The organism is Pantanalinema rosaneae CENA516 (assembly GCF_050753385.1).
GTDB classification, from domain to species: domain Bacteria; phylum Cyanobacteriota; class Cyanobacteriia; order Leptolyngbyales; family Leptolyngbyaceae; genus Pantanalinema; species Pantanalinema rosaneae.
Genome location: NZ_JBLZFZ010000010.1, coordinates 66084 through 90679 on the forward strand (window position 1 = coordinate 66084; position 24596 = coordinate 90679).

Here is a 24596-nt window from a genome sequence, read left to right on the forward strand (position 1 = left end):
AATTCGCTATACGCTATTGGTCATTAGTGATTGTTTCTGGTTCTAGTCATGTTTCCGTTCATTCGTGCCGATCTGGCTCAGTTGACTGCATATACCCCCCATACGGCGGATGAGTCTGAGCCATCAGATTCCCATCTGCGTTCAGATACCCTTAAGTCGATCGGCGATCGCCTGGACACGAATGAAAGTCCCTATGACTTACCAGAAGAACTCAAACAAAAGCTAGCCTGGACGTATCAGCAGACGCTGGAAAACAATCGTTATCCCGATGGTGGTCATGCTGGGTTGAAACAGGCGATCGCGACGTATGTGAATGAATCCGCCGCCCTACCATCCACCCCCTTTACGGCCGATCACATTACCGTGGGGAATGGCTCGGATGAATTGATCCGCTCAATCCTGATCGCCACCTGTTTAGGAGGAGAGGGGGCAATTCTGGTTGCCGAACCCACCTTTTCCATGTATGGCATCCTGGCGCAGACGTTAGGGATTCCCGTGGTATCGGTCGATCGCTCAATCACCCATTTTGAGGTGAATTTACAAGCTGCTCAACAGGCAATCAGCCAGACCACAAATCCAGCTATCCGAGCGGTCTTCATGGTGCATCCCAACTCGCCTACCGGCAATGCAATGACCCAGGCGGAAATTGATTGGTTACGCCGTCTGCCCGATGAGATTTTGGTGGTAATTGATGAGGCGTATTTTGAATTTAGTCAAACGACGATCGTCAGCGCACTGCTCGATCGTCCCAATTGGATTGTGCTCCGGACATTTTCCAAAGCTTTTCGATTAGCGGCTCATCGAGTAGGGTACGCGATCGCCCATCCTGCCGTGATTGCTACTCTAGAAAAAGTTCGCCTTCCGTACAACTTACCCAGTTTCTCCCAAGCCGCCGCTTACACAGTTCTCAGCCATCGGCAACAATTACTCCAAACTATTCCCCTGTTGTTAGAACAACGGACTCACCTAACCCAAGCACTGCTTCAACACCCCCAACTCCAGGTTTGGCAAAGTGCTGCCAACTTTATCTATGTGCGCCTCCGGCATCACGAGCCGGAACAGGCTGAAACCGTTTTACACCAGATGCATATTGCCCTGAAACAACAGGGTACTCTGATTCGGCATACCAGTGGCGGGCTAAGAATTACGGTCGGTAGTCCGGCAGAAAATGCGAGAACGATCGCCCATTTACAAGCTGTGCTATCGACTGGAGTAGCTACCCTGGCAACTTCTTAACCACCGCCATAGCCAAATGTGCCATTGAGGTTAACAGAGTTCGAGGGCGATCGCTGACCTTTTAGACTTTTAACGGCATGTTCATAGCATCCATACTACGGCGGAGGATGCCGACCGTCTGAGGCAACACGCCAACCATCAACGCAAAGGCTTCATCGGGTAAACGAGCAACCGTCGCCGCATCAAAATAGTTCTCGAACTGGCTCAGGATCATCTGTGCCCGTTGGAACGATGCCGGATTGTCCGTCAATTGATGCGTCAGACGAATCCATTGACGACGAATTAAGTAAGCCTTTTGCCGTTCCTCCTGGTTTTCTGGATGCACTAACGACAGATCACCAACGGGAATGACGGCTTGACAGTCCACATCAAAAAAACTGCCAACCGCCGCCCCCGGCCCAGCAAACTCGGCATGATAGCGCTTATAGATGATTAACCCATTCCGCCTGCGACTATTCACCATCAATAATGTGCCACTATGCAGTTGGTTTAAGATATCGCAGGCAGAGTCAGAATCAGTGTACTCCTGGTGGTTCAGGCTTGCCTTAGTCATACAATTGAAGCCTTGAAAGTGCCGACAGAAGATTAGCTAAGGAAAACCAAGCGAACATACAACGTCGAGCAGTCAGGCTGTTTTCTAGACTGCTCCAAACCTTAATTTTAAGCCATCTATGATCGAGGATGGATACGGCAAAACACAGACATAAACATGCCTGTGTTCAAGATGATGGCAATTGGAACAATGCTCAGAAGGCCATCTTGCCCTTGTAGCGCCAAATCTGAATCAGCATCGCTTCCTATGAAGCTGATCTGAACGCCAATGACACTTACTTGCCAATGCGCGGAGGCTCACGAAAGGCGATCGCAAAGAACAGAACGCCCAGCGCTAAAGTGAGAATCAAAATGTAAGCAACGCTTTCCATATCAAAATTTCCTGACGAATCTCTATGACAGTCTACAAGACTGGGAGAGAGGTCTAAAGCTTCCTCCAATACAAAGGATCGTGCTTAGACCTCTCTTAAACCGAAATCGGAGCCTTAAACTCCACTACGGCGAGTAGATGGGTCGCCCAATTTCTGGAAGAAGCCCCACTCCACTTGCTCTTCTGACAGATCAGGGTCAATTCCGGCAAACACATCCCGGAACAGTGTCCGAGAACCATGCCAGATGTGACCAAAGAAGAACAGCAGAGCAAATACAGCGTGACCAAACGTAAACCAACCTCTGGGGCTAGTACGGAATACGCCATCAGAGTTCAAGGTTTCGCGATCGAAGGAGAAAATTTCCCCTAGCTGAGCGCCACGTGCATAACGCTTCACCACCGCCGGATCAGAGAAGGTTTTACCATCTAGCTGACCACCGTAGAAGCTAACCGTAACTCCATTTTGCTCAAAGCTGTACTTCGACTCAGCCCGACGGAACGGAATATCCGCCCGCACGATGCCATCTTTATCCGTTAAGACAGTCGGGAAGTTCTCGAAGAAGTTCGGCAAACGCCGGACATTCAGTTCCCGACCTTCCTTGTCGGTAAAGACCGCATGACCCAACCATTCCTGAGCAATGCCATCCCCCTTAACCATCGGTCCAGTACGGAACAGACCACCCTTAGCAGGACTATTACCAACGTAATCGTAGAACGCTAGTTTTTCCGGAATTGCCGACCAGGCCTGGGATAGGGTTGCCCCACTGTTCACATCCGCTTGCACTCGCCGAGCAATTTCTTGCTTGAAGTAGCTACTATCCCACTGGTAACGGGTAGGCCCAAACAGTTCGATCGGGGTTGCTGCACTGCCATACCACATGGTTCCTGCCACCACAAAAGCAGCGAAGAACACAGCCGCAATACTGCTGGACAGAACCGTTTCAATGTTCCCCATCCGTAAGGCTCTGTATAGCCGTTCCGGTGGACGAACACTCAAGTGAAATAGACCAGCAATTACCCCAACAACACCCGCCGCAATGTGGTGAGCCACAATCCCACCAGGATTGAACGGATTGAAGCCAGATGGTCCCCATTCTGGGGCAACCGGTTGAACACTTCCCGTCAACCCATAGGGGTCAGATACCCACATACCCGGTCCAAATAGACCCGTGAGGTGGAATGCGCCAAAGCCGAAGCAAAGCAGCCCAGACAGAAATAAATGGATCCCAAACATTTTGGGCAGATCCAGTGCCGGTTCGCCCGTGCGTGGATCTCTGAACAATTCCAAGTCCCAATAGACCCAGTGCCAAACTGCCGCTAAGAACAGCAGTCCAGACAAGATGATATGAGCAGCCGCGACCCCTTCAAATGACCAAAATCCGGGATCTGCACCTGCTTCACCTGTAACGCTCCAACCGCCCCAAGAGCCAGTTACTCCTAGACGAGCCATGAACGGCAATACAAACATCCCCTGCCGCCACATGGGATTGAGGACAGGATCAGATGGATCAAAGATAGCCAGTTCATAGAGCGCCATAGATCCTGCCCAACCCGCCACTAATGCTGTATGCATCAGGTGGGTGGCGATCAGTCGTCCTGGATCGTTAATCAGGACTGTGTGTACTCGGTACCACGGTAGTCCCATTGACTACGCTCCTCCTTTGATGAATTTGCTCTAGTCTCGATGCCTTTTGTAAGCATTTTATTAAAGTGCTGAACCCTGGTAAACAGACTCAAACAGGTTTGATGCCTGCCTTAAATCCTCCAACCCTTTGCCAGCTTACTTTCGAGCTCTCACACTAGCCAATTGGCAAAACATTCGTGAAAATGAAAGTGTATAAAGAAGTGTAACCAGTGCTAAAGCCCATTGCAAGCAACTTGAAGCTTCTTTGCATGAGAACTGCGATGACGATCGCGATCATCAGTGTCAAATCTAGTATCACTAGTATTAAAGGTACGATCGCAGATATCACCCATCATCGGAACCTTCCGAGACAAGACCAGTCAACCTATGGAAACTCAAAAGCAGATTGTGACTGACCCAGATTCTCAAGAAAAATCTTCCGTTGAGTCTCGCCCCTCAACGATCGCTAGCATCAATTTCATTCAGGAGAACAAAGAAGTCGTCGTTGCCAACGGGGCTAATTTGAGAATTAAAGCCCTGGAGAACGGCATTGACCTCTACCGCATGGTGGCTAAAGTCATGAACTGCGGCGGCTATGGTCAATGTGGGACTTGTATTGTCGAAGTCGTGGATGGCATGGAAAACCTGTCACCGCGCACAGAAGCAGAAGACCGCAAACTGAAGCGGAAGCCACAAAACTACCGACTAGCCTGCCAAACACTGGTTCAGGGAGCGGTTACCGTTAAGACAAAACCCTGAAATAGGGTCATTAGTGCGATCAACGGGGGTTCTCTCACCTTCCGTTTCGCACTGGTGGTACTGGCTGTGCTTGACTGGATAAACACAGTGGTATTCTAGTTCTGTCAACGTCTGAGATTGGTTAGGAGATGGTTTTATGCAGGTTAACGATTTAGGGTTTGTCGCGAGCATTCTGTTCGTCTTGGTTCCAGCCGTCTTTCTGCTGATTCTGTATATCCAAACAGCCAGCAGCCAAGCCAACAAAGAAGACTCGTGAATCAATCGATCGCTTATCTTCGTTACACGTTGCCAGGTCAGCAGGTCGGCACTTAAATTTGCATAATCAAGATTTTTGTCACCCTGCTCAAATAAAAAATTTATTGCATTTCTAGATCAACTGATGGGTAAAGCTATGCTATGACCCATCAGTTGATCTTTAAGTGGATTCACTCAATTGGCTCATGATTCACTCATGGTTAGCCCTGCATTGACTCACGCTGATTGATGAGGATTTGAGTCCACGGGTGGCTCTACCGTTAAATCACCCTGAAAATTTTTCAAAAGTTCGTGGAGTCTCATGCGATAGATATAGGGCCAACCACCACTCGCTTCGATATCTCTCAGGAGGTTATAGAGCGCTTGGCGGTTATCCGGTAGAGCAGGTTGAAACCAAGTATCCCGCACGTCCGCATGTAAACTTTCCAACATTCTTAAAATCGACAACAGCGCTAAACAATCCCCTTGATGAGATTGGGCAAGGTAACGCACAGTATCCGCCACTGCCTGAAGCTGAGACTCCAAAGGCTCTACTTCAAGACCGTTCTCACTATTCATTTGAGCTAATTCCTGCATATCTTTATAGCGACCTTTATCCATTAGCAATCTAAACTAGATCTATATAAATTGATGTTTCAGGCAAATTAATTACTTCACTGGATAGGATGACGCTGGATGTAGTGACAGGGATGCAGTGACAGGGATGCAGTGACAGGGATGCCTGAGGAATTCCCCTAAGCACCAGTCAGCGTTTTCAACTGCAACACTTCAGGTACATCCACTCTAGGAAAGACCAATTTGCAGTTCGGGTCAAGGAAAAGGCTACACAGCCATGTAAAATGCTGTAGATAGAACTTCTTAAATCATTCTGGGAATCACAAAAATTTGGTCGAGGACAGACCTGGTTCTGTTCGTTCGGGATTTATAACGTGTCCCGCGCTTGGTTGAAGTTCTGGGCAGTTCCGGAGCAGATGATCCATCTCAAACCTGTGGAAGGTCTGGTCTTTAACTGTACGGATACAGCCGAATCCTGAATCATACTGGCAGAAAAGTTACGTTGATATTGAGGTTGTTCATGAGGTACCGTGCTCTAGTCGTTGCACTCCTGGCAGTTTGCATTAGCTTCCTGACCGCCTGCGCTGAAAGTCCTGCTATGAGCAGAGAAGCGATGACCTATGACCAAATTATCGGCACTGGTCTAGCTAATCTATGTCCCCAAGTCAGTGAAGTTAGTCGGGGGTCAATTCCGCTGGATTCCAGCAAATCTTACACACTCACAAATCTGTGTTTACAGCCAACTACCTTCTTAGTCAGAGAAGAAGCCGCTAATAAACGGCAAAAGGCAGAATACGTTTCTACTAAGTTAATGACCCGAGCCACATCCTCGATTGATGCGGTACAAGGTGAGCTAAAAGTCAATTCCGACGGGAGCTTGACTTTTATCGAAGAAGATGGGCTGGATTTCCAACCCATTACAGTTCAGTTGCCGGGTGGTGAACGTGTGCCCTTCCTGTTTACAATCAAAAGCCTAGTTGCAACTACTCAACCTGGTTTGAATGCTGTGAATGCTTCGGCCGACTTTGAAGGCACGTTTAAAGTCCCCTCCTACCGGACTTCTAACTTCCTGGATCCAAAAGGTCGGGGTTTGACAGCAGGATATGATAGTGCAGTTGCTTTACCATCAGCCGCTGATAGTGAAGAACTGCGGAAGGAAAACACCAAGCAGTTCCAGTTGGATAAAGGTAAGATCTCGCTCCAAGTCACTCGGGTGGATGCAGCAACCGGTGAAATCGCTGGAAACTTTGTCAGTGAGCAGCCTTCAGAAACTGACATGGGCTCCCACGAACCCAAAGATGTCAAGATTCAAGGGATTTTCTACGCTCGAGTTGGGGCTGCTTAACCAACTTCAGGTAATCTCGATCGCGTTAACAAAGTTAGCTTTATGCAGCAGGGGCAAATTGCTCCTGCTTTTTTCATCTCAAGGCATCAGGTAATCTCCGTATGATTCACGGTGGCTCAGAATTTGATACAAACGCTGAAACGCTTACTGATTGTTTCTAGAATCAGTATCCCTAGATTAATATCGAGTAGAATATGCTTCGGTACTGACGGCTCTCGGATCAATGTTCCGTAGAAATGCCGTTGTTGGTAATCCTTAGTAACGAATAGGTTTAACTTGAAGCCTCTAATTCAGCCAAACATTAATATCACGCCTTTATCAGGGCATCGCATCTAATCCGAGTATTCTGCCAGCATCTTTGTGTAGTAGCTATTAAGCTTCCTAGAGTGTTGTTTGTCTCTTTCCAGGTGTGCTATCTATCACAGCGTTTTGATTCATCTTCAATCAAGCTGGATTTAATTGAAGCGGCTCAGGTTAACTGCTCTACCGACTGAAAACCGTCATGCCTACCACGACTAACTACGAACTGAAAAGCGAAAGCTTACAATTATTACGAGAATATCAAACTTCATCCTGCCCACAAATACGTAATCGTTTAGTAGAACTGAATTTTGGGCTGGTTAGGAAAGAAGCTCATCATTGGATGAATCAATGTACCGAAAGCTACGAGGATCTATTACAGGTTGGTAGCATTGGGCTGATTCGGGCGATCGAACGCTTCGATATGTCTAAGGGACATGCCTTTAGCTCCTTTGCTATTCCGTATATCCGAGGTGAAATTCAACATTATTTACGGGACAAAAGTCCATCCATGCGCATTCCTCGGCGCTGGCAAGCCCTTCAGCGTCAAGCTATCTGGGTCATGCGCGAATTACAGATCAAACTCAACCGTCAACCTACGGATGTCGAGCTGGCTGAAGCGTTAGAAATTCCAGTCGCAGAATGGCAAGAAATTAAGCTAGCTTACCAAAACCGGGCATTGCTCAGTTTAGATGCACCAATTAAAGATGAGGAAAACGGGGCATCTTCTCTGGGTGAATTAGTTCCCGATACTCGCTATCGGAGTTTTCAACTGGCGCAGGAAGATCAAATCCGCTTACAGCAATCCTTAACGCGGTTAGAAAATCGCACCCGACAAATCCTGGAATTTGTTTTTCTCCATGACTTGACCCAGAAAGAGACGGCTGAACGGCTTGGGATTAGTGCTGTGACGGTATCCCGCCGCGTGAAAAAGGGTCTGGAGTCATTACAGCGTTTGATGGCTGGCAGTGAAGCTTAACCACGTTACTTATCCCGAGCAGTTAACCTACGATTAACCAGTACGCCAACTGAATTCTCTGACGGATCGCTCATTGTTACCTACAGGTTGTTCAAAACACCCCTCTGTTAAACCAGCAGGGTGTTTTTTTTGTGAATAGATTTGTCTGGCTCCAGATCAACTCAAAAATTGAGCATTCTTAATAAAGCAGTTGTCATGCCTAGAGATTCGACCGCTACAAGGTTGATTAAATTGATGTAGCCCAATATAACCTTCCGATTAACTCGACTTTTTCCTTGATCCCCAGCGAGATTAAAGCCCTTCGTCCTTATCTCGGCTTGGAAAATATTGCCATAACCGCAGGGTTGCAACCAATTCAGATCTCTGGATCAACTGAGTTCTTTTTGCTTTTTGTACCTATTTTTATCAAAAGGGTTACATAAATTGCATTTATAGATTAATTAAACTAACTAGAGCCTTTGAAAATCCAAATATAGAATTAATGAGTTTTTTAAGCCTGATTAAGCTGTATTAATCGTCAATACATTTTGAATGCCCCTTTCCTTAGCAGAGCAGTTCCACAATAATGCTTTCAGTAGCTCAACCAACCGCACTGGATCTCAGTGGGTCAAGACCTAAGATTCCTGTGCGATCGATTAGCTTTCTGGTTCAGGAGCACTAAAGTTTTAGATGCAACCATAGGAGACGATTAGCGTGAAACTCGCAGTTTACGGAAAAGGTGGAATCGGCAAATCTACAACTAGCTGCAACATCTCCGTTGCCCTGGCTCGACGTGGGAAGAAAGTTCTACAAATTGGTTGCGATCCGAAGCACGATAGTACATTCACGCTGACGGGCTTTCTCATTCCCACCATCATCGACACGCTTCAGTCCAAGGACTACCACTACGAAGATGTCTGGCCGGAAGATGTGATCTACAAAGGCTATGGCGGCGTGGACTGTGTCGAGGCAGGTGGGCCTCCGGCGGGCGCTGGCTGCGGTGGTTACGTGGTGGGTGAAACGGTCAAGTTACTCAAAGAACTAAATGCGTTTGATGAGTACGACGTGATCTTGTTCGACGTATTGGGCGACGTGGTCTGTGGCGGATTCGCTGCCCCCCTGAACTATGCCGATTACTGCATGATCGTGACGGACAATGGGTTTGATGCCCTATTTGCCGCTAACCGGATTGCCGCCTCGGTGCGGGAGAAGGCTCGTACCCATCCCCTCCGACTAGCCGGATTAATCGGGAATCGCACCGCTAAACGCGACTTGATCGACAAATATATTGAGTGTGTCCCCATGCCAGTGCTAGAAGTGCTGCCCTTGATCGAAGATATTCGGGTATCGCGGGTCAAGGGTAAGACCTTGTTTGAGATGGCAGAATCCGATCCTTCGCTCAATTATGTCTGCGATTACTACCTGAACATTGCGGATCAGATTTTGTCGCGACCTGAAGGGGTGGTGCCAAGCGATGCCCCCGATCGCGACCTGTTCTCCTTGCTGTCTGACTTTTACCTGAATCCGCAACAACCCAAAGTGCAGATTGCTGAGGAAGAACTGGATCTGATGATGGTCTAAAGAAACGTTTTGCAGGGTGAGTTTTGGGTTATGAGTAATCTTTGGGATCTTGCAACTCAAAACTCACAGCTGAAAACGTTGAAGGTGTCGTGTGAATATTCCGCAGCTTCGTCAGTCCTTAAAGGACAAGTGGTTGAACTATTACGCTGAGAACCGTGAATGGGTAACGCGGATTGGGGTTTGGGTCAATTGTGGGGGGCAACGCCGACCGTCATCGAGTTTCATCCTGGCAACTCTCGCAATCCTCGAACCTAAATTGACGCAAATGTTTCCCTTAATTGTGGAACTCAGCAATAACCCCGACCGAATTGTGGCAGCCCTGGGATTGAACTTTAACCCCGATGAGCAACTGGACGCGATCGCCAAAGAGCGTGAACAAGCGGCACTTCAGGAAAGTATTGCCAAAATGTTGCCTGCGGCTCCTGAACAATTTGAGATCGCCACGGCGGCTGTCTCCAATCTGATTGCCAAGATGGACGAGTCCTGCCAGGGCATCAGTGGTCAAGGCGATTAATTCCAGGTTCAGGTTCCGGTCGGGTATCGATTCCTACTAAGCGGGTTCATTCCCAGATCAACCGTTTGTGACTGTAATACTTGCCCATATTTTGCTTGAAAGGAAACCCATTTATGACGCTTGCCGATACTCAACCCCAAGCACTCACGTTTGAGTGCGAAACCGGAAATTATCATACGTTCTGTCCGATCAGTTGTGTGGCGTGGCTGTACCAAAAAATTGAAGATAGCTTCTTTCTAGTGATTGGCACGAAAACCTGTGGCTATTTCTTGCAAAACGCTATGGGGGTGATGATCTTTGCCGAGCCGCGTTATGCGATGGCAGAACTGGAAGAAGGCGACATTTCCGCGCAACTAAATGACTACGAAGAGCTGAAACGGTTGTGCACTCAGATTAAGCGCGATCGCAATCCCAGTGTGATCGTCTGGATCGGCACTTGCACCACCGAGATCATCAAAATGGATCTGGAAGGGTTAGCACCAAGATTAGAAGCGGAAATTGGCATCCCGATCGTCGTTGCGCGTGCTAATGGCTTAGACTATGCCTTTACCCAGGGAGAGGATACGGTCCTCGCGGCTATGGTACACCGCTGCCCCGATAAAGCCCCTGATGCGGAAAAGGAAGAGCGGAACGCCATTCAAAAGCTGCTCAACTTTGGGCGGAAGCAGGAAGATGTCAAAGCAGAAGAGTCTGAGTATGTAGACCATCCACCGCTCGTACTATTTGGCTCGTTACCTGATCCTGTGGTCACCCAACTTACCCTGGAACTGAAAAAGCAGGGGATTAAAGTATCAGGTTGGTTGCCCTCTAAGCGTTACACTGAATTGCCGATCGTCGAAGAAGGTTACTATGTCGCCGGGGTGAATCCCTTCCTATCGCGCACAGCTACCACCTTTATGCGGCGGCGTAAGTGTAAGTTAATTGGTGCTCCCTTTCCGATCGGACCCGATGGCACTCGCGCCTGGATTGAAAAAATTTGCTCAGTCTTTGGGATTGAACCGAAAGGTCTAGATGAGCGGGAAGCGCAAATTTGGGCAGGTTTGGAGGATTACCTGCAACTGATTCGCGGCAAGTCCGTCTTCTTCATGGGCGACAACCTGCTGGAAATTTCCTTAGCCCGCTTCTTGATCCGGTGTGGCATGACCTGCCCAGAAATCGGCATCCCTTATATGGACAAGCGTTATCAGCAAGCTGAACTCGCCCTACTGGAGAAGACTTGCCAGGAAATGGGGGTGCCATTGCCCACGATCGTTGAAAAGCCAGATAACTACAATCAAATCCAGCGGATCAAAGACTTAGGCGTAGATTTGGTGATTACCGGCATGGCCCATGCCAATCCTCTAGAAGCTCGGGGAATTAATACTAAATGGTCGGTTGAGTTTACCTTCGCGCAGATTCATGGCTTTACCAATGCCCGTGACATCTTAGAACTGGTGACTCGGCCGCTCCGCCGCAATAATTCCCTCAAGGATCTCGGTTGGGACAAGTTGGTGAAAGAAGACGCTGCCCATTAAGCGATCGCCTATCAACAAACGATCTTAGGGTGGGGCAACTCACCCGAATGTCACTGAAATAACAATCCGAACTGCCCCCCACCCCCCAATTCTGGGGGAGCCGAACCTCAAAGTCCCCCAAAGCTGGGGGCTTAAAGCCCTACGGGCATACCAGAAAAAGGGGCAATCAGAGTTAAGCGTGTCCTTCAGTCAGCGCCATTCCAACTCACCCCTATTTAATTGGGAACATCAAAGAGGGTAAGCTTTTCAGCCTACCCTCTTTGCCATACCAAGCGGAGATTTGAACTCCAACTTTTACACCCTCAACCTAGCGAATATCAGCCGTTTCCGCTGGAATCCGTTCCGATCGGGACTCTTCAAACACGTTGTAGTAACAAATCCCAGCCAACACAGCCCCCACGATCGGAGCCACCCAGAACAACCAGACTTGAGCCAACGGAGTACCACCCACCAGCAGGGCTGGGCCTAAGCTACGCGCCGGATTCACCGAGGTATTGGTGACAGGGATGCTGATCAGGTGAATTAACGTCAACCCAAATCCGATCGCCAGAGGAGCAAAGCCTACCGGAGCCCGTCGATCGGTCGCACCCAGAATAATCATTAGAAACACAAAGCTTAATACCAGTTCAGCCACTAAACAGGCAACCAGGGAAAACCCACCGGGCGAAAAGTCGCCATAGCCATTCGTCGCAAACACGCCTGCTTTCGTAGCGTCAATCGCAAAGTTGGGATTGCCACCCGCGATGATCCGCAGCACGATCGCGGCCACGATCGCCCCACCGACTTGCGACCCCATGTACGGTAATACTTCCGACCAGGAAAACCGCTTGGCTGTGGCTAAGCCAAAGGAAACGGCAGGATTCAGATGACACCCTGAAATATGCCCGATCGCATACGCCATCGTTAATACCGTTAAACCAAAAGCGAGGGATACCCCAACCAGCCCGATCCCCAGAGGAAACCTGGCAGCATTTGCCACATCGGATAGGGTGGCTCCCTCAGCCGTAAAAGCCACGGCTAGCACCGCACTACCACAGCCGCCAAACACCAGCCAAAACGTGCCTATAAACTCTGCAATACATCGTTTGATCAACGGCATATCGTCTCTTACCTCCCTTATATAACATGAGAGTCCAACTTCAGAGTTCATGCTTCATTCCGGTGAAACTTTATCTGAAATGGACACCGTAGTCGCATTAGAAAAACACTCAAGTGAATTTTACCAGGAGTAAATAAAAACCCTGTCCGTGATCAACTTTCTTCAGAATTTCATGCAAGTGTGATTGACGACATCAATAGCTCTGGCAACGCGATCGCGATACTGAATCAGCCTTGAGCCGCCAATACCTAGCGTTTCTAACTAAGCCATTCTGAAAATTATTCTCGCGATCAAAAAGCTTTTTGTCTAAAAAAAGTACAAGTTATTGCATAAAACGGTCAGAAACGGAGTCGTGGCATATAATCACTGAGTCATCTGGTCTGGAGAATTCAAGCTAAGATTCGCCTGAAATCGATCGCTAGCACTGATTAAGGGCGGTTTTCAGGCTCCCCTGGCTGATTTGTCCTATGAAAATTGGCAGAAGCACATCATGATAGAAGTTGCTCAGGGTACTATGCACTTATTCAGCAGCAGTCTGCTGGGGCTGTTGTCCCCTGTTTTAGCGCAGGGCTCGCCCTATCTAGGGCTAGAACTGCCACCCGATCTGTGGAGCGTCCTTGGCACAGTAGCAGGGGCGGTTGCGATTTTTATTTTGGGTTGGTTACTTGCCTTCGGTATTGCCTCGTTAGTGCGCAGCATTTTGAAACGGGTGAATATCGACAATCGAATTGCCCAAAGTATCAGTCCGCAGCAAGCACAGAATCTCAATGTTGAGGAGTTAGTCAGCACGATCGTTTTTTGGATCATTATGATCTTGGCGTTCGTGGCGGCTCTAAATGTTCTCAACCTCACGACCGTTTCTCGACCACTCAACACCTTTTTAGATCAAATCTTCGCTTACCTGCCCAAATTGGGTGGGGCAGGCATTGTGATTGCGATCGCCTGGGTTTTAGCCACAGTGAGCCGATTTGCTGTGATCCGGTTATCGCGATCGCTGTCGCTGGATGAGCGATTAATGCAAACTACCGAAGGCACTACCCCACAAGGGCAGTATCTGCTCAGTGACACTCTGGGCAGTGCGCTCTACTGGTTGGTTTTGCTCTTCTTCCTGCCCATGGTATTGGGCATTTTGGATTTGCAAGGTCCCTTGCAACCCGTCCAAAGTTTGCTCAATGACTTTCTCAATGCCTTACCACAAATCATTAAGGCAGTAGTCATTGGTTTGGTTGGTTGGGTGGTTGCCCGAGTGGTGCGACGGATTGTTACTAATCTCTTGGCGGCTGTCGGCACCGATCGCCTCGGTCGGCAGTTTGGCTTAGGTCGCGCTACGAGCGGGCAGTCGTTATCGTGGCTACTGGGTACGATCGTTTATGTTTTGATTTTAATTCCCGTAGCGATCGCGGCTCTGGAAGCCCTGAACATTCAATCCATTACTGATCCGGCTGTTTCCATGCTGCGGCAGATCCTCAATGCCGTACCGCAAGTGATTACGGCTGGCGTAATTCTGTTCTTCGGCTATCTGCTTGGCAAATTCCTGAGTGAAATTGTTAGCAGCCTGCTCACCGGATTAGGCTTTAACAACATTTTGCAGTGGATTGGATTAAGAGCAGGCACAGAACCCACACCGTCCCCTCCCGTCGAATCGCCTTTAGAGCCAAATCTGCCACCATTACCGCCTAATGTTGGTGGAGTTGTGCCGGAGGGTAGAGCCTACCAAAGTCCAGGAGGGCTTGGAACTCGCAGCCCATCCGATATTATTGGTGCCGTTGTTTGGGTCGCCGTCGTGTTATTAGCCGCTGTGGCTGCTACCTCGGTTCTCCAGTTACCCCGTTTAGCTGACATTGTTAGCGCCCTGCTCCTAATTCTGGGGCAGGTGTTAGTGGGATTGATTGTCTTTGCAGTTGGCTTATATCTCGCCAATTTTGCCTATAGCCTAATCGATTCTGGCAATGCTCAGTCTCGGATTTTGGGACAAACCGCCAGAATCGCGATCATTGCTTTAGTGTCAGCGATGGCATTGCAACAAATTGGCATTGCTCCCAACATTGTCAATCTAGCCTTTGGGCTACTACTAGGGGCGATCGCAGTAGCCATTGCCCTTGCCTTTGGCTTAGGGGGTCGAGATGTCGCCGCCGATCAGTTGCGAGATTGGCTCTCCTCGTTCAAACAAGGAAGAACCCCTCGCTTGTAAGCATTCCCGACATTAACAGGCTATGCAAAACCCAGAGACGCGATCGCGATCGCGTCTTTTTTTGGCAATTATCCAGGTAATCCTAAGAAGTTTTTGAGCTGATAACCTGTACCAAATGATCGATCGAATGAGTTAATCGTCCCTGTGCTGCTATCAGTTGCTCCGCTTCCGTTGGTTCAGGTGGAATTTCCGCCACAGTTTCCTGACGGATCACTCTTCTTTTAGCCTTTTCAAACACTCGGATGATCACAAACAGGCTTAAGGCAATGACTAAAAAACTGATGACATTGGAGAGAAACAAGCCATATTTGATACCGTAGTAAGATAAGTCCTCTAAGTTTTGCAAATTAAGCTGTTGTAGAACAGGTTGCAGGATAGCAGGGGTAAGAATATCTTGCACCAGTGAGTCAACAATCCTACCGAAGGCCGTTCCAATAATCACGGCAACTGCCAAATCGATGACATTGCCCTGCATAATAAATTTTCGGAAGTCTGCCCAAAAACCACCATTGCTTCGTGTCATATACAGTTCCTATGATGAACTAATTCTCAATCTCACTCTTAATGGGGTGGATCATATAGCGAACCAACCTTAAACGGTCACTGCATAAAGAAAGATTATCTGTATCAAAAAAGGTTTTATCAAAGAAAAATGGCTTTAGTTGTTATTACGTTCTACAAATTTGTCATTCTGTCTGAGCTGAGCGAGCGACAATCCGTTCTACTAAAATTCTGTAGTCAACACCAGATTAAGGGCACCATTTTGTTGGCAATGGAAGGAATTAATGGCACGATCGCCGGATCTCGGCAATCGATCGATGCTGTTTTAGCCTTGTTGCAATCCGATCCGCTGTTGTCAGATCTGGAGGTAAAAGCATCATCTGCCGTAACCATGCCATTCGATCGCATGAAGGTGAAGATCAAGCGAGAGATTGTTACCTTAGGGCAACCAGAAGCCAATCCTGCTGAACAGGTGGGAACCTATGTAGACCCGCAAAACTGGAATCAGATTATCTCTGATCCAGAGGTAGTCGTGATCGATACCCGAAATGACTACGAGGTAAATATTGGGAGTTTCAAAGGTGCCGAAAATCCCCAGACGGCAACCTTCCGCCAATTTCCGGAGTATGTGCAAACCCATCTTGATCCAACTCAGCACAAAAAAGTAGCCATGTTTTGCACAGGTGGGATTCGGTGTGAGAAAGCATCGGCCTATCTGTTAAAGCAAGGATTTCAGGAGGTCTACCATCTGAAAGGCGGCATCCTGAAATACCTGGAAACGGTTCCTCCAGAGGAAAGTTTATGGCAAGGTGAATGTTTTGTGTTTGACCAGCGGGTAGCAGTCCAACATGGCTTAGCGTTGGGAACCCATGAGATGTGTCGCAGTTGTGGGCATCCCATCTCCGATCAGGACAAGCGATCGCCAGAGTATCAGGCAGGAATTTCCTGTCCTTATTGTATTGAGGAACTCACTGAAGCCAAACGTGCCCGTCAGGCAGAACGGCAACGGCAGTTTGCCCAACTACAGCAACCTACTGAAGCATAAGCCCAAACCCTTGCAGCAACTTAAGTGCGTTTAAGCGCCAGGGTTAAGCCATCCGCGATCGGCACTAAGCTAATCGTCACGCGCGGATCCTGGTGGATTTTTTGGTTCAAGGCTCGAATATGTTGAGTCCGGTTGTCTGTCACGCTGGGATCGGCTACCCGCCCTGACCACAGGACATTATCGATCGTAATCAACCCACCCGGACGCACCAGTTGTAAGGCTCGTTCGTAATAAGCCTCATAGTTACTTTTATCGGCATCGATAAACGCAAAATCAAAGCTATTGGCAGATCCAGTCGCCAATAAGCGATCGAGGGTGTCTAAGGCTGGAGCTAGATGCAGATCAATCTTGTCGGCAACTCCCGCCCGTTGCCAGTACCGCTGCGCGATCGCCGTATATTCTTCATTCACATCACAGGCAACAACTCGACCATCGGGCGGGAGAGCCAGGGCAACTGCCAGGGCACTATAACCCGTAAATACTCCTATTTCTAATGTCCTTGTGGCTGCCATTAACTGCACTAACAACGCCATAAACTGCCCCTGCTCGGGAGCAATTTGCATATTTGCCATCGGATGTTGTGCCGTCTCCTGGCGAAGTTGGCTTAGGATTTCCGGCTCTCGCAGCGATACTGAGGTCAGGTAATGATACAACTGAGGTTCTAGTCCAAAGGTTTGATTTGACATTAATAGATTGAAAAAGTTACCTACAAAAAAGATTTACCACCTCAATGCTCTAATCTCAACTCTTAGGATTAAAGAACTCTGCATGTAGTTAGATGTATCTCCCTAATAGAAATATCAAAATAATAGTCTATCTAAGCCTATCTTTATGGACTTAAGTAATATTTGTCTACTCATTCTCTGAAATACTGAGTTTAAATCCTTACGCTAGCATGATGCCAGTATATAGAGTTTCGTAGCGAAGGTAGGGAACTATTACGGTAGTTTGTGGGTTATCCACACCGGTTTTTTATCCTGAGCTCTGCCATCATAATAGTGTTGAGAGTGAAAAATGATTGTTTGCAGGTAAGTTTCTAGCTCGCTTAAAAAATTCATTGATTGCAGCAGAATCAGCTTAAATTCAGGGCAATTTATCCAGGCTACGAGCGATCGTCAATTTGTTTTTATGTTGCTTTCTTGGATTCTCTAACCCTCAACATTGATTCCAAAACCATTCATCCTAACTCACCCAATCTCTCTTTTTTAGTCGAACTTTATCTAACTACTCTCATCAGGAGATAATCATGACCAATTCTGTGAAAGAACGCATTAACATCGACTTAGAAAAAGCTAAGGCTGAAGGTAATTTCCGAACAGAACGGATTCGCGAAATTGTGAAAATAGCCGTTGCTCAAGCAGTCGAAGAGCTGAAAGCGGGCTCAGGTGAAATTCGGTTTATTGCTAGAGATGCGTTAGCCGCTGTAATCAGTTTGCTGAAGGAAAAAGGGCACGAGTCTAAAGAGGCAATTACCGCTTCGGTAGAAGGGGTTGTAGAAGGCATCGCCGAGTCTCGCCAAGCCACGATCGCCCAGGCTCAGTCTCAACTAGATCAACTCCAGAGGCAAATCGATGCCCATGAACAAACCTTAGAAGCCGATGTGGATAGCGCTTTAGCCGAAATTGAAACCACGGCTAGAACAACTTCCCACAATACTCAATCCTGGGTGGAATCCGCCGCTAAAACGATTCGGGACAGTCAGCAATTCGCCGTAGTTCGCGAACAATACGCCAGGCTGCAAACTCAACTGAATCGACTAGATACCCAATTAACTGAGCGGTATGGCGATCGCTATGAAGAGGTGAAGTATCAGTTGGAGCAGTATCTAGAAGCAGTGAAAACCTGGTATGACCAAACGAAAGCCAAGGTAGAAGCTGGTGCGCCCGATCCCGTTCAAGCCGCCAAAGCCAACTGGGAAGATCGTCTAGCCGAAGCTGGAACGGCAGTGGCTCGTAAAGAGCAAGAGGTAAAACAACAACTGAAAACGTTCTTACACCGCGATCAGCAACGCCAGTAGTCAACGCTTCACGTCACCCAGCCGTTTAACAAACACATGACATACCAAAAAAGGGGAGCGCTTTCACAGCAGTCCCCTTTTTCTATGGGCGGAGCGAGACTCGAACTCGCAAGGCCGAAACCGCCGCATTTTGAGTGCGGTGCGTCTACCAATTCCGCCATCCGCCCTTGGCATCAACTTTCCCATTATACTCAATTGGGCGCGTTTGGAGAAGAGCTTGATAAGATTGGCTACTGGCCCATCGATCGATTTCCCTTGCCCGTAACACCGGAACCGGATGGGTCAGTTGTGCCGTCATGGCTTGCTTCAACATTTCACCCATCTGATCTTTGCTAATGTCATCGTAGGCTCTCGCTTGAGCCAAAAACGCCTCTAGATTCAGTTGGTTTGCCAGCGTAGGAGAGCCACCCGCTAATTTCATTAATAGGGATGCGACAACACGCGGATTTTGAATCGCTAACAGGGCAGCCCGATCGCAGCTAAATTCAGCACAGCGTACCCATTCCATTAATTGAGCTTGCAAGCTTTGGGCGATTGCTTCCCCAAAGGGCAATTGTCCAGCAGCTAACACCAAAATATTCGCTAGGGTCAAGTACACTCCATGATCACACTTGAGATGCCCTAATTCATGGGCAATCACTGCCTGGATTTCTTCAGGAGCCAACAAATCAATCAGCGACGTGTGCACCACAATAAATGGCTTCCTACCCCGCATCGCGAATGTATACGCATTCGGCACTGGATGTTGCCGTACATATAACTGGGGTGGCTCCAAATCCAGTGTTTTACAAGCCTCCAATAGCAATTGGTGCAGTTGAGGCAATTGCTGCTCTCCAACTAACACACTGGAAGCGATATTTTCTAGATAAAAAAATTGTTCTGCTAATGGCCCCAGCAAGTTCCGAATCACCATATCCAGACCAGGTAACTGCTTCAAATTGGCAGTTGCCTCCAGGTCAAGCGGATGCCGGAAATGATCAGCTCTTAAACCAGTTAGCGATACCTTCACAAGCGACATAGGATAGGCAGGGAAACAGAGACAAAAGTAGATCACAGCACACCATTAACACTAAACCTCTTTGGCATCAGGTTGCCGTATAGGATTGCTGTGATCGCCCTCTTTTCCGTCAGTATAGCGAGAATGCGCCACTCCCTGCCGAAGTAACCCTAGTTGGTGCCGACCGATGGCAGCGTCGATACGTTTGATGCCAGACTCACCGCTTGATTTTCAGCACTGGTGTAATCCTGCACCCGTTGTAAACGAGCACCCAGCTTTTGCAATTTCACCTCTAGCTGCTCGTACCCTCGATCGAGGTGATGCAATCCCTGGATCGTGGTCTGACCTTCCGCCGCCAACCCTGCCAGCACTAAGGCTGCCGATGCCCGCAAATCCGTGGCTACTACAGGCGCACCCGACAACCGGGGAACCCCACGCACGATCGCACAGTTGCCTTTAACGCGGATATTCGCTCCCATACGGTTTAGCTCTGCCACATGGCGCAAGCGATTCTCAAAGATATTCTCTGTAATGACGCTATTGCCTTCACTCACGGTCAACAATGACATGAACTGCGCCTGCATATCCGTCGGAAATCCAGGATACGGTAGCGTTTCAATGTCAGTTGCCACTAAGCGTTCCGCCGGAGAAATCCGGAGAGCATTTAAGCCTTCAGGCGTAACCTGGGCGCCGATCGCTTGCAATTTAGCAATCACCGCCGTTAAATGATCCGGCACAACGGGAGATACAATAATTTCGGAACGGGTAATCGCTCCTGCCACCAGAAAAGTACCCGCTTCTACCCGATCGGGAATAATTGAGTAATCCGTTGAATGTAATCGCGGCACCCCAACAATCACGATAGTGTTGGTGCCTGCCCCCCGAATTTTGGCACCCATCGCCCGACAGAAGTTTGCCAGATCAACTACTTCCGGCTCTTGAGCCGCATTCTCAATAATCGTCTCACCCTCAGCCAAGGTTGCCGCCATCATCAGCGTTTCCGTTGCCCCCACACTGGGACAATCCAGATAAATCTTCGCTCCCTGCAATCGTTTATTCTGCCCTCTCACATAGGCATTCACCATCCCATGATCGATATGCACCTCGGCTCCCAATGCCTGTAGTCCTCGAACATGCAAATCCACAGGTCTAGCCCCGATCGCACAGCCACCCGGCAGAGGAACCCTCGCCACCCCTAACCGAGCCAGGAGAGGACCAATGATAAAAAAGCTGGCTCGAAGCTGGCTAACTAATTCGTATGGAGCTTTAGACTGACCGATGTGGGCGGCATTAATCTCTAAGGCATCTCCCTGACGCTCTAGTTTCACGCCAAGGGAGGAGAGGATTTCGCCCATCCGATTGACATCTACAAGCGAGGGAACATTGCGCAGACGACAGTCCTCTGGACAAAGTATTGCTCCTGCCATTAAAACTAACGCGGCATTTTTTGCCCCACTGACTGTAACTTGACCAGTCAGGGAATGACCACCCCAGAGATATAGGGCCGACTTATCTTCTTCAGGTGAAGAGTTGCTATTGGGTAGGCTGAGAGAGCGAGTAATTGGTCTGTCCTCCTCATTCACTTCTGTTCCTCATGCGCGGACATCTTGCTGAGTCCGGTTTAGATTCTACCGGAAAGATTCCAGATGTCTAGTTTTTTTCCTAAACAGCTCCCCCTGACTTTTGGCAACCTGGCTCCACAGTCGTCACAAATCAATTACAAAAGGAGTTGACAAATTCACGAACTTGCCCGACGATAAGAAATCGCGGGTAAACACCTGCACAAGCGGAACTGGCGGAATTGGTAGACGCGCTAGATTCAGGTTCTAGTGTCTGCAAAGACTTCCGGGTTCAAGTCCCGGGTTCCGCATACCACCGAAAATGTTTACACGCAGCTGTGTAAACATTTTTATTTTTAGGTCAAATAAATTTAAATTCGTCAGATTTCCTTATAGTTTTGCTACGGTTTGTAACAAAATTCTAATTGCCTGCCAACTGCCCAATTCAGTTAAACCTCTGACTGCCCGATAACTACTTGCAGCTTAACCATTGCGTTCCTTCCAGCCTCGTATGCTGACTAGCTTGCAAAACCCCTTAGTCAAACAACTCCGAAAATTACATCGGACAAAAACACGGCGAGAACAGCAAGTCTTTTTGGTGGAAGGAACACATCTGTTAGAAGCGGCTTGTGTAGCGCAGCGGCAGTTGATCACGCTCTGCTATACCAGTGACTGGCAAACTCGCTACCCCGACCTCTGCGATCGAGCCAGGCAATCAGCGCATCGAATTGAAGTCGTGAGTCCAGAAGTGCTGCGGGCGATCGCCACAACCGTCGAACCCGATGGAGTCGTCGCCACCGTTGACCGAACAGCCATGCCCAGCCCCGTGTTCACCCGTCTGGGATTAGTGTTGGAAACCATTCAAGATCCTGGCAATCTCGGCACCATGATCCGGACAGCAGCGGCGGCAGGGGCAGATGGCTTGCTACTGAGTGACGATGGTGTTGAGCCTGATCACCCCAAAGTGCTGCGAGCCTCGGCAGGTCAGTGGTTTCAAATGCCGATCGCCGTTAGTTCTGATCTCTATTTCGATCTGAAACAGTATCAACAACAGGGCATGCAACTCGTGGCAACCCTGCCAACAGCCAGTCTTACCTACTGGGAGATTGATTTGCGTCAACCCACCTTGATTCTATTGGGCAATGAAGGGGCTGGATTATCTGCCTCCGTAGCGGCACTGGCAGACTATCAAGTCACCATTCCCTTGCATCCCGGTGTGGAATCGCTGAATGTTGCGATCGCGGCAGCCCTGCTGCTGTATGAAGCCAAGCGCCAGCGAATGACCAGCCAGTGAAGCCCAGCATCAATCCAGCTTTTCTGTCCTGACCAGCCAACCTTAAAGCTAATTTCAATTAAAACGGCTGGTTTTTATGGATCTTGGCCGCCTGGTTGGCTTGAATAAATTGCTCAATATCCGCTACGGCTTGTTCAAAGCTACCCAGATCAAATTGAGCCGGTGAACTAACAGGGGGTTCAGGACGTTTTACGGGGGTCGATCGGATCGGTGGTGCTGGCGGCTGGTCAGCAGACTGGAGCGTTTGTTGTAGCTGGTCAAGGGATTCAATAAACGCTTCGGCGGCGGCGTGACGCAAATTTCGCTGCTGCTGATTCATGGCATCTAACTCCAAATGACTCCAATAATGAAGATTCCAAAACACCCAACGGCTCGCTTGATTCGGATCATGATGGCTGGACTATGCGGGCGGTCTTTACGCTATCCCTCAAGCCATCCCGCAAGGGATGAAACACCGTCAGGTCTAGCCGAAACACCTTCCTAGCCACGAATCTGCCTTAAATTCCCCCACTACATGAGACAGGTTTCTATGATCAAGATGCCCAATCTTATCCAGAATTATTGCAAAAGTCCTCCGGGTAACTGGTTGGATCAACCTGGGTCGCTGTTCTCAATGTCCGTAGTTTCTAGCTTGACCTGATTTTTCCTTAGGAAAATAAGTTTCATAACTGAGAAGATTGTCTGATCAGCCACCTACGATCGACAATAGGTGGGGAACGCGCTAGGAGAATGCTGTGAGTCAATCATTTGATTACGATTTGCTGATTATTGGAGCGGGTGTCGGTGGACATGGAGCGGCACTTCATGCGGTCAGCTGTGGATTAAAGACCGCCATTGTGGAAGCGGCTGATATGGGTGGCACCTGTGTCAATCGCGGCTGTATCCCTTCTAAAGCGCTACTAGCGGCATCCGGACGAGTCCGTGAACTCCGCGATGCTCATCACCTCAAAGCATTGGGCATCCAACTGAGTGACGTAACGTTTGATCGGCAAGCGATCGCGGATCACGCCAATATGATCGTCACCAAGCAACGAGACGGTTTGGTAAATAGCCTCAAACGCCTGGGGGTAGACATCATCAAGGGCTGGGGCAAAGTGGCTGGTGAGCAAAAAGTCACCGTTGCTACGCCGGACGGGGAAAGAAGCATTACCGCTAAAGACATCATCCTGGCAACAGGCTCCATTCCCTTTGTGCCGCCGGGGATTGAGGTGGATGGCAAAACCGTGTTCACCAGCGATGATGCTGTGCGGTTAGAATCCTTACCTCAATGGATCGCCATTATTGGCAGTGGCTACATTGGGTTAGAATTTGCCGATGTTTATTCTGCTCTCGGGTGCGAAATCACCTTGATTGAAGCCCTCGATCAACTGATGCCGGGGTTTGATCCCCGGATTGCGGACTTGGCAAAACGGGTGCTGATTACCCCCCGCGATATTGAAACGAAAGTTGGAATGCTGGCAAAACGGGTGATTCCTGGCTCCCCTGTGGCGATCGAATTGGCAGATGTCAAAACCAAGGAAGTCGTAGAAGTGCTAGAGGTTGATGCTTGCCTCGTGGCAACTGGACGCGTCCCCCTGACTAAAGATCTCGGACTGGAATCAGTGGGCATTGATCTTGATCGCCGAGGGTTTATCCCAGTAGACGACTACCTTGGGGTCAGTCAGGATGGTAAAACTGTGCCCCATCTCTGGGCGATCGGGGATGCAACTGGCAAAATGATGCTGGCTCATGCCGCTTCTGCCCAAGGGATTGCCGTAGTCGAGACGATCGCCGGACGACCCCGTACCGTGGACTACCACAGCATTCCTGCCGCCGCCTTCACCCATCCCGAAATTGGCTTTGTTGGCATGACCGAACCCGCCGCTAAGGAGAAAGGACAGGCAGAGGGGTTTGAGGTCGCCGCCGTTCAGACCTACTTTAAGGGCAATGCCAAGGCGATCGCGGAAGGTGAAACCGATGGAATTGCCAAAGTGATCTACCGCAAAGACACGGGTGAAGTGTTAGGAGTCCATATCTTTGGCATCCATGCCTCTGACTTAATTCATGAAGCCGCCAGTGCCATTGCCCAACGGCAATCTATTCAGGATCTCGCCTTCCTGGTACATGCCCATCCGACCCTGGCAGAAATCCTGGATGAAGCCTATAAACGGGCATTATCTCCCCATTAATTCCTCAGACTGCGTTACGCTATCAGGTAGTTTGATTTAGCAGTCATACCTGATGGGGCTATGGCTGCTCAAATTAACTTTGATTCAGAATTTCTGATTCAGGGATTAGGCTCCTCACCACTGGTCAAGCTTCAGTTCACCGTTCACTGTCCACTGAATTAC

At 48.8% G+C, this 24596-nt stretch carries 23 protein-coding genes and 2 tRNA genes; 14 read left to right on the plus strand and 11 right to left on the minus strand.

Annotated elements, in window-relative coordinates; genetic code table 11:
• The first annotated feature begins 48 nt into the window (after positions 1-48).
• The gene (locus tag ACN4EK_RS07870) at positions 49-1236 is read left to right on the plus strand and encodes a histidinol-phosphate transaminase (protein ID WP_431657283.1); all 1188 of its coding nucleotides are present in this window, start codon (positions 49-51) and stop codon (positions 1234-1236) included.
• A 61-nt stretch (positions 1237-1297) separates the two neighbouring features.
• On the opposite strand, the gene ACN4EK_RS07875 is transcribed toward ACN4EK_RS07870, so the two are convergent.
• From ACN4EK_RS07875 to psbB, 3 genes are all read right to left on the minus strand, one after another.
• A complete protein-coding gene (locus tag ACN4EK_RS07875; RefSeq protein ID WP_431657285.1) occupies positions 1298-1789 on the minus strand; it encodes a hypothetical protein in 492 nt (163 codons plus the stop codon).
• Between the two features lie 274 nt (positions 1790-2063).
• Positions 2064-2159, minus strand: a complete 96-nt coding sequence (locus tag ACN4EK_RS07880) for a photosystem II reaction center protein T (RefSeq protein ID WP_075600934.1) — start codon at positions 2157-2159, stop codon at positions 2064-2066.
• A gap of 114 nt (positions 2160-2273) precedes the next feature.
• On the minus strand, positions 2274-3803 hold the full coding sequence (psbB, locus tag ACN4EK_RS07885) for a photosystem II chlorophyll-binding protein CP47 (RefSeq protein ID WP_431657287.1): 1530 nt from the start codon (positions 3801-3803) through the stop codon (positions 2274-2276).
• Between the two features lie 366 nt (positions 3804-4169).
• Between psbB and ACN4EK_RS07890 the strand changes: the two genes are divergently transcribed.
• Together ACN4EK_RS07890 and psbM are read left to right on the plus strand one after the other, a co-directional pair.
• Positions 4170-4541, plus strand: coding sequence for a 2Fe-2S iron-sulfur cluster-binding protein (locus ACN4EK_RS07890; protein WP_431657289.1), 372 nt, complete (start codon positions 4170-4172; stop codon positions 4539-4541).
• Between the two features lie 136 nt (positions 4542-4677).
• On the plus strand, positions 4678-4797 hold the full coding sequence (psbM, locus tag ACN4EK_RS07895; RefSeq protein WP_431657291.1) for a photosystem II reaction center protein PsbM: 120 nt from the start codon (positions 4678-4680) through the stop codon (positions 4795-4797).
• A gap of 215 nt (positions 4798-5012) precedes the next feature.
• Here the strand turns inward: psbM and ACN4EK_RS07900 are convergent, their stop codons facing one another.
• On the minus strand, positions 5013-5396 hold the full coding sequence (locus ACN4EK_RS07900; RefSeq protein WP_431657293.1) for a hypothetical protein: 384 nt from the start codon (positions 5394-5396) through the stop codon (positions 5013-5015).
• 475 nt (positions 5397-5871) lie between these two features.
• Here ACN4EK_RS07900 and psbO point away from each other — a divergent pair, with 475 nt between their 5' ends.
• From psbO to ACN4EK_RS07925, 5 genes are all read left to right on the plus strand, one after another.
• On the plus strand, positions 5872-6696 hold the full coding sequence (gene psbO, locus ACN4EK_RS07905; protein WP_431657295.1) for a photosystem II manganese-stabilizing polypeptide: 825 nt from the start codon (positions 5872-5874) through the stop codon (positions 6694-6696).
• A gap of 502 nt (positions 6697-7198) precedes the next feature.
• Positions 7199-7975 (plus strand): RNA polymerase sigma factor SigF, encoded by a 777-nt coding sequence (locus ACN4EK_RS07910; protein ID WP_431657297.1) that lies wholly within the window; start codon positions 7199-7201, stop codon positions 7973-7975.
• Between the two features lie 693 nt (positions 7976-8668).
• Positions 8669-9535 (plus strand): ferredoxin:protochlorophyllide reductase (ATP-dependent) iron-sulfur ATP-binding protein, encoded by an 867-nt coding sequence (gene bchL / locus ACN4EK_RS07915; RefSeq protein ID WP_431657299.1) that lies wholly within the window; start codon positions 8669-8671, stop codon positions 9533-9535.
• 91 nt (positions 9536-9626) lie between these two features.
• Positions 9627-10049 (plus strand): DUF5331 domain-containing protein, encoded by a 423-nt coding sequence (locus ACN4EK_RS07920; protein ID WP_431657301.1) that lies wholly within the window; start codon positions 9627-9629, stop codon positions 10047-10049.
• 113 nt (positions 10050-10162) lie between these two features.
• Positions 10163-11563 carry a ferredoxin:protochlorophyllide reductase (ATP-dependent) subunit N gene (locus tag ACN4EK_RS07925; RefSeq protein WP_431657303.1) on the plus strand — a complete coding sequence of 467 codons (1401 nt, stop codon included), beginning with the start codon at positions 10163-10165 and terminating at the stop codon, positions 11561-11563.
• Between the two features lie 307 nt (positions 11564-11870).
• Here the strand turns inward: ACN4EK_RS07925 and aqpZ are convergent, their stop codons facing one another.
• Entirely contained in the window at positions 11871-12662 is a 792-nt protein-coding gene (gene aqpZ / locus ACN4EK_RS07930) for an aquaporin Z (protein ID WP_431657305.1), read from the minus strand.
• A 514-nt stretch (positions 12663-13176) separates the two neighbouring features.
• Here aqpZ and ACN4EK_RS07935 point away from each other — a divergent pair.
• Complete coding sequence (locus tag ACN4EK_RS07935) at positions 13177-14853, plus strand: mechanosensitive ion channel (RefSeq protein ID WP_431657306.1); 1677 nt, start codon at positions 13177-13179, stop codon at positions 14851-14853.
• A gap of 82 nt (positions 14854-14935) precedes the next feature.
• Here the strand turns inward: ACN4EK_RS07935 and mscL are convergent, their stop codons facing one another.
• Positions 14936-15376, minus strand: coding sequence for a large conductance mechanosensitive channel protein MscL (gene mscL / locus ACN4EK_RS07940; RefSeq protein WP_431657307.1), 441 nt, complete (start codon positions 15374-15376; stop codon positions 14936-14938).
• 129 nt (positions 15377-15505) lie between these two features.
• Here mscL and trhO point away from each other — a divergent pair, with 129 nt between their 5' ends.
• A complete protein-coding gene (gene trhO, locus ACN4EK_RS07945) occupies positions 15506-16399 on the plus strand; it encodes an oxygen-dependent tRNA uridine(34) hydroxylase TrhO (RefSeq protein ID WP_431657309.1) in 894 nt (297 codons plus the stop codon).
• A gap of 20 nt (positions 16400-16419) precedes the next feature.
• Here trhO and ACN4EK_RS07950 read toward each other — a convergent pair whose 3' ends face one another.
• Complete coding sequence (locus ACN4EK_RS07950) at positions 16420-17085, minus strand: class I SAM-dependent methyltransferase (RefSeq protein WP_431657310.1); 666 nt, start codon at positions 17083-17085, stop codon at positions 16420-16422.
• A gap of 560 nt (positions 17086-17645) precedes the next feature.
• Here ACN4EK_RS07950 and ACN4EK_RS07955 point away from each other — a divergent pair.
• Positions 17646-18416: a hypothetical protein gene (locus tag ACN4EK_RS07955; protein WP_431657311.1), complete on the plus strand. Its 771-nt coding sequence runs from the start codon at positions 17646-17648 to the stop codon at positions 18414-18416.
• 85 nt (positions 18417-18501) lie between these two features.
• On the opposite strand, the gene ACN4EK_RS07960 is transcribed toward ACN4EK_RS07955, so the two are convergent.
• From ACN4EK_RS07960 to murA, 3 genes are all read right to left on the minus strand, one after another.
• A tRNA-Leu gene (locus ACN4EK_RS07960) sits at positions 18502-18583 on the minus strand.
• A complete protein-coding gene (locus ACN4EK_RS07965) occupies positions 18562-19434 on the minus strand; it encodes a M48 family metallopeptidase (RefSeq protein ID WP_431657312.1) in 873 nt (290 codons plus the stop codon). The genes ACN4EK_RS07960 and ACN4EK_RS07965 overlap by 22 nt, the downstream gene beginning before the upstream one ends.
• A gap of 149 nt (positions 19435-19583) precedes the next feature.
• A complete protein-coding gene (gene murA / locus ACN4EK_RS07970; protein ID WP_431657313.1) occupies positions 19584-20996 on the minus strand; it encodes a UDP-N-acetylglucosamine 1-carboxyvinyltransferase in 1413 nt (470 codons plus the stop codon).
• 203 nt (positions 20997-21199) lie between these two features.
• On the opposite strand from murA, the gene ACN4EK_RS07975 reads away from it, so the two are divergent.
• Positions 21200-21283, plus strand: a tRNA-Leu gene (locus ACN4EK_RS07975).
• A gap of 200 nt (positions 21284-21483) precedes the next feature.
• Positions 21484-22266: a TrmH family RNA methyltransferase gene (locus ACN4EK_RS07980; protein WP_431657314.1), complete on the plus strand. Its 783-nt coding sequence runs from the start codon at positions 21484-21486 to the stop codon at positions 22264-22266.
• Between the two features lie 58 nt (positions 22267-22324).
• Here the strand turns inward: ACN4EK_RS07980 and ACN4EK_RS07985 are convergent, their stop codons facing one another.
• On the minus strand, positions 22325-22585 hold the full coding sequence (locus ACN4EK_RS07985; protein ID WP_431657315.1) for a hypothetical protein: 261 nt from the start codon (positions 22583-22585) through the stop codon (positions 22325-22327).
• A gap of 415 nt (positions 22586-23000) precedes the next feature.
• On the opposite strand from ACN4EK_RS07985, the gene lpdA reads away from it, so the two are divergent.
• Complete coding sequence (gene lpdA / locus ACN4EK_RS07990; protein ID WP_431657316.1) at positions 23001-24434, plus strand: dihydrolipoyl dehydrogenase; 1434 nt, start codon at positions 23001-23003, stop codon at positions 24432-24434.
• Positions 24435-24596: the final 162 nt, after the last annotated feature.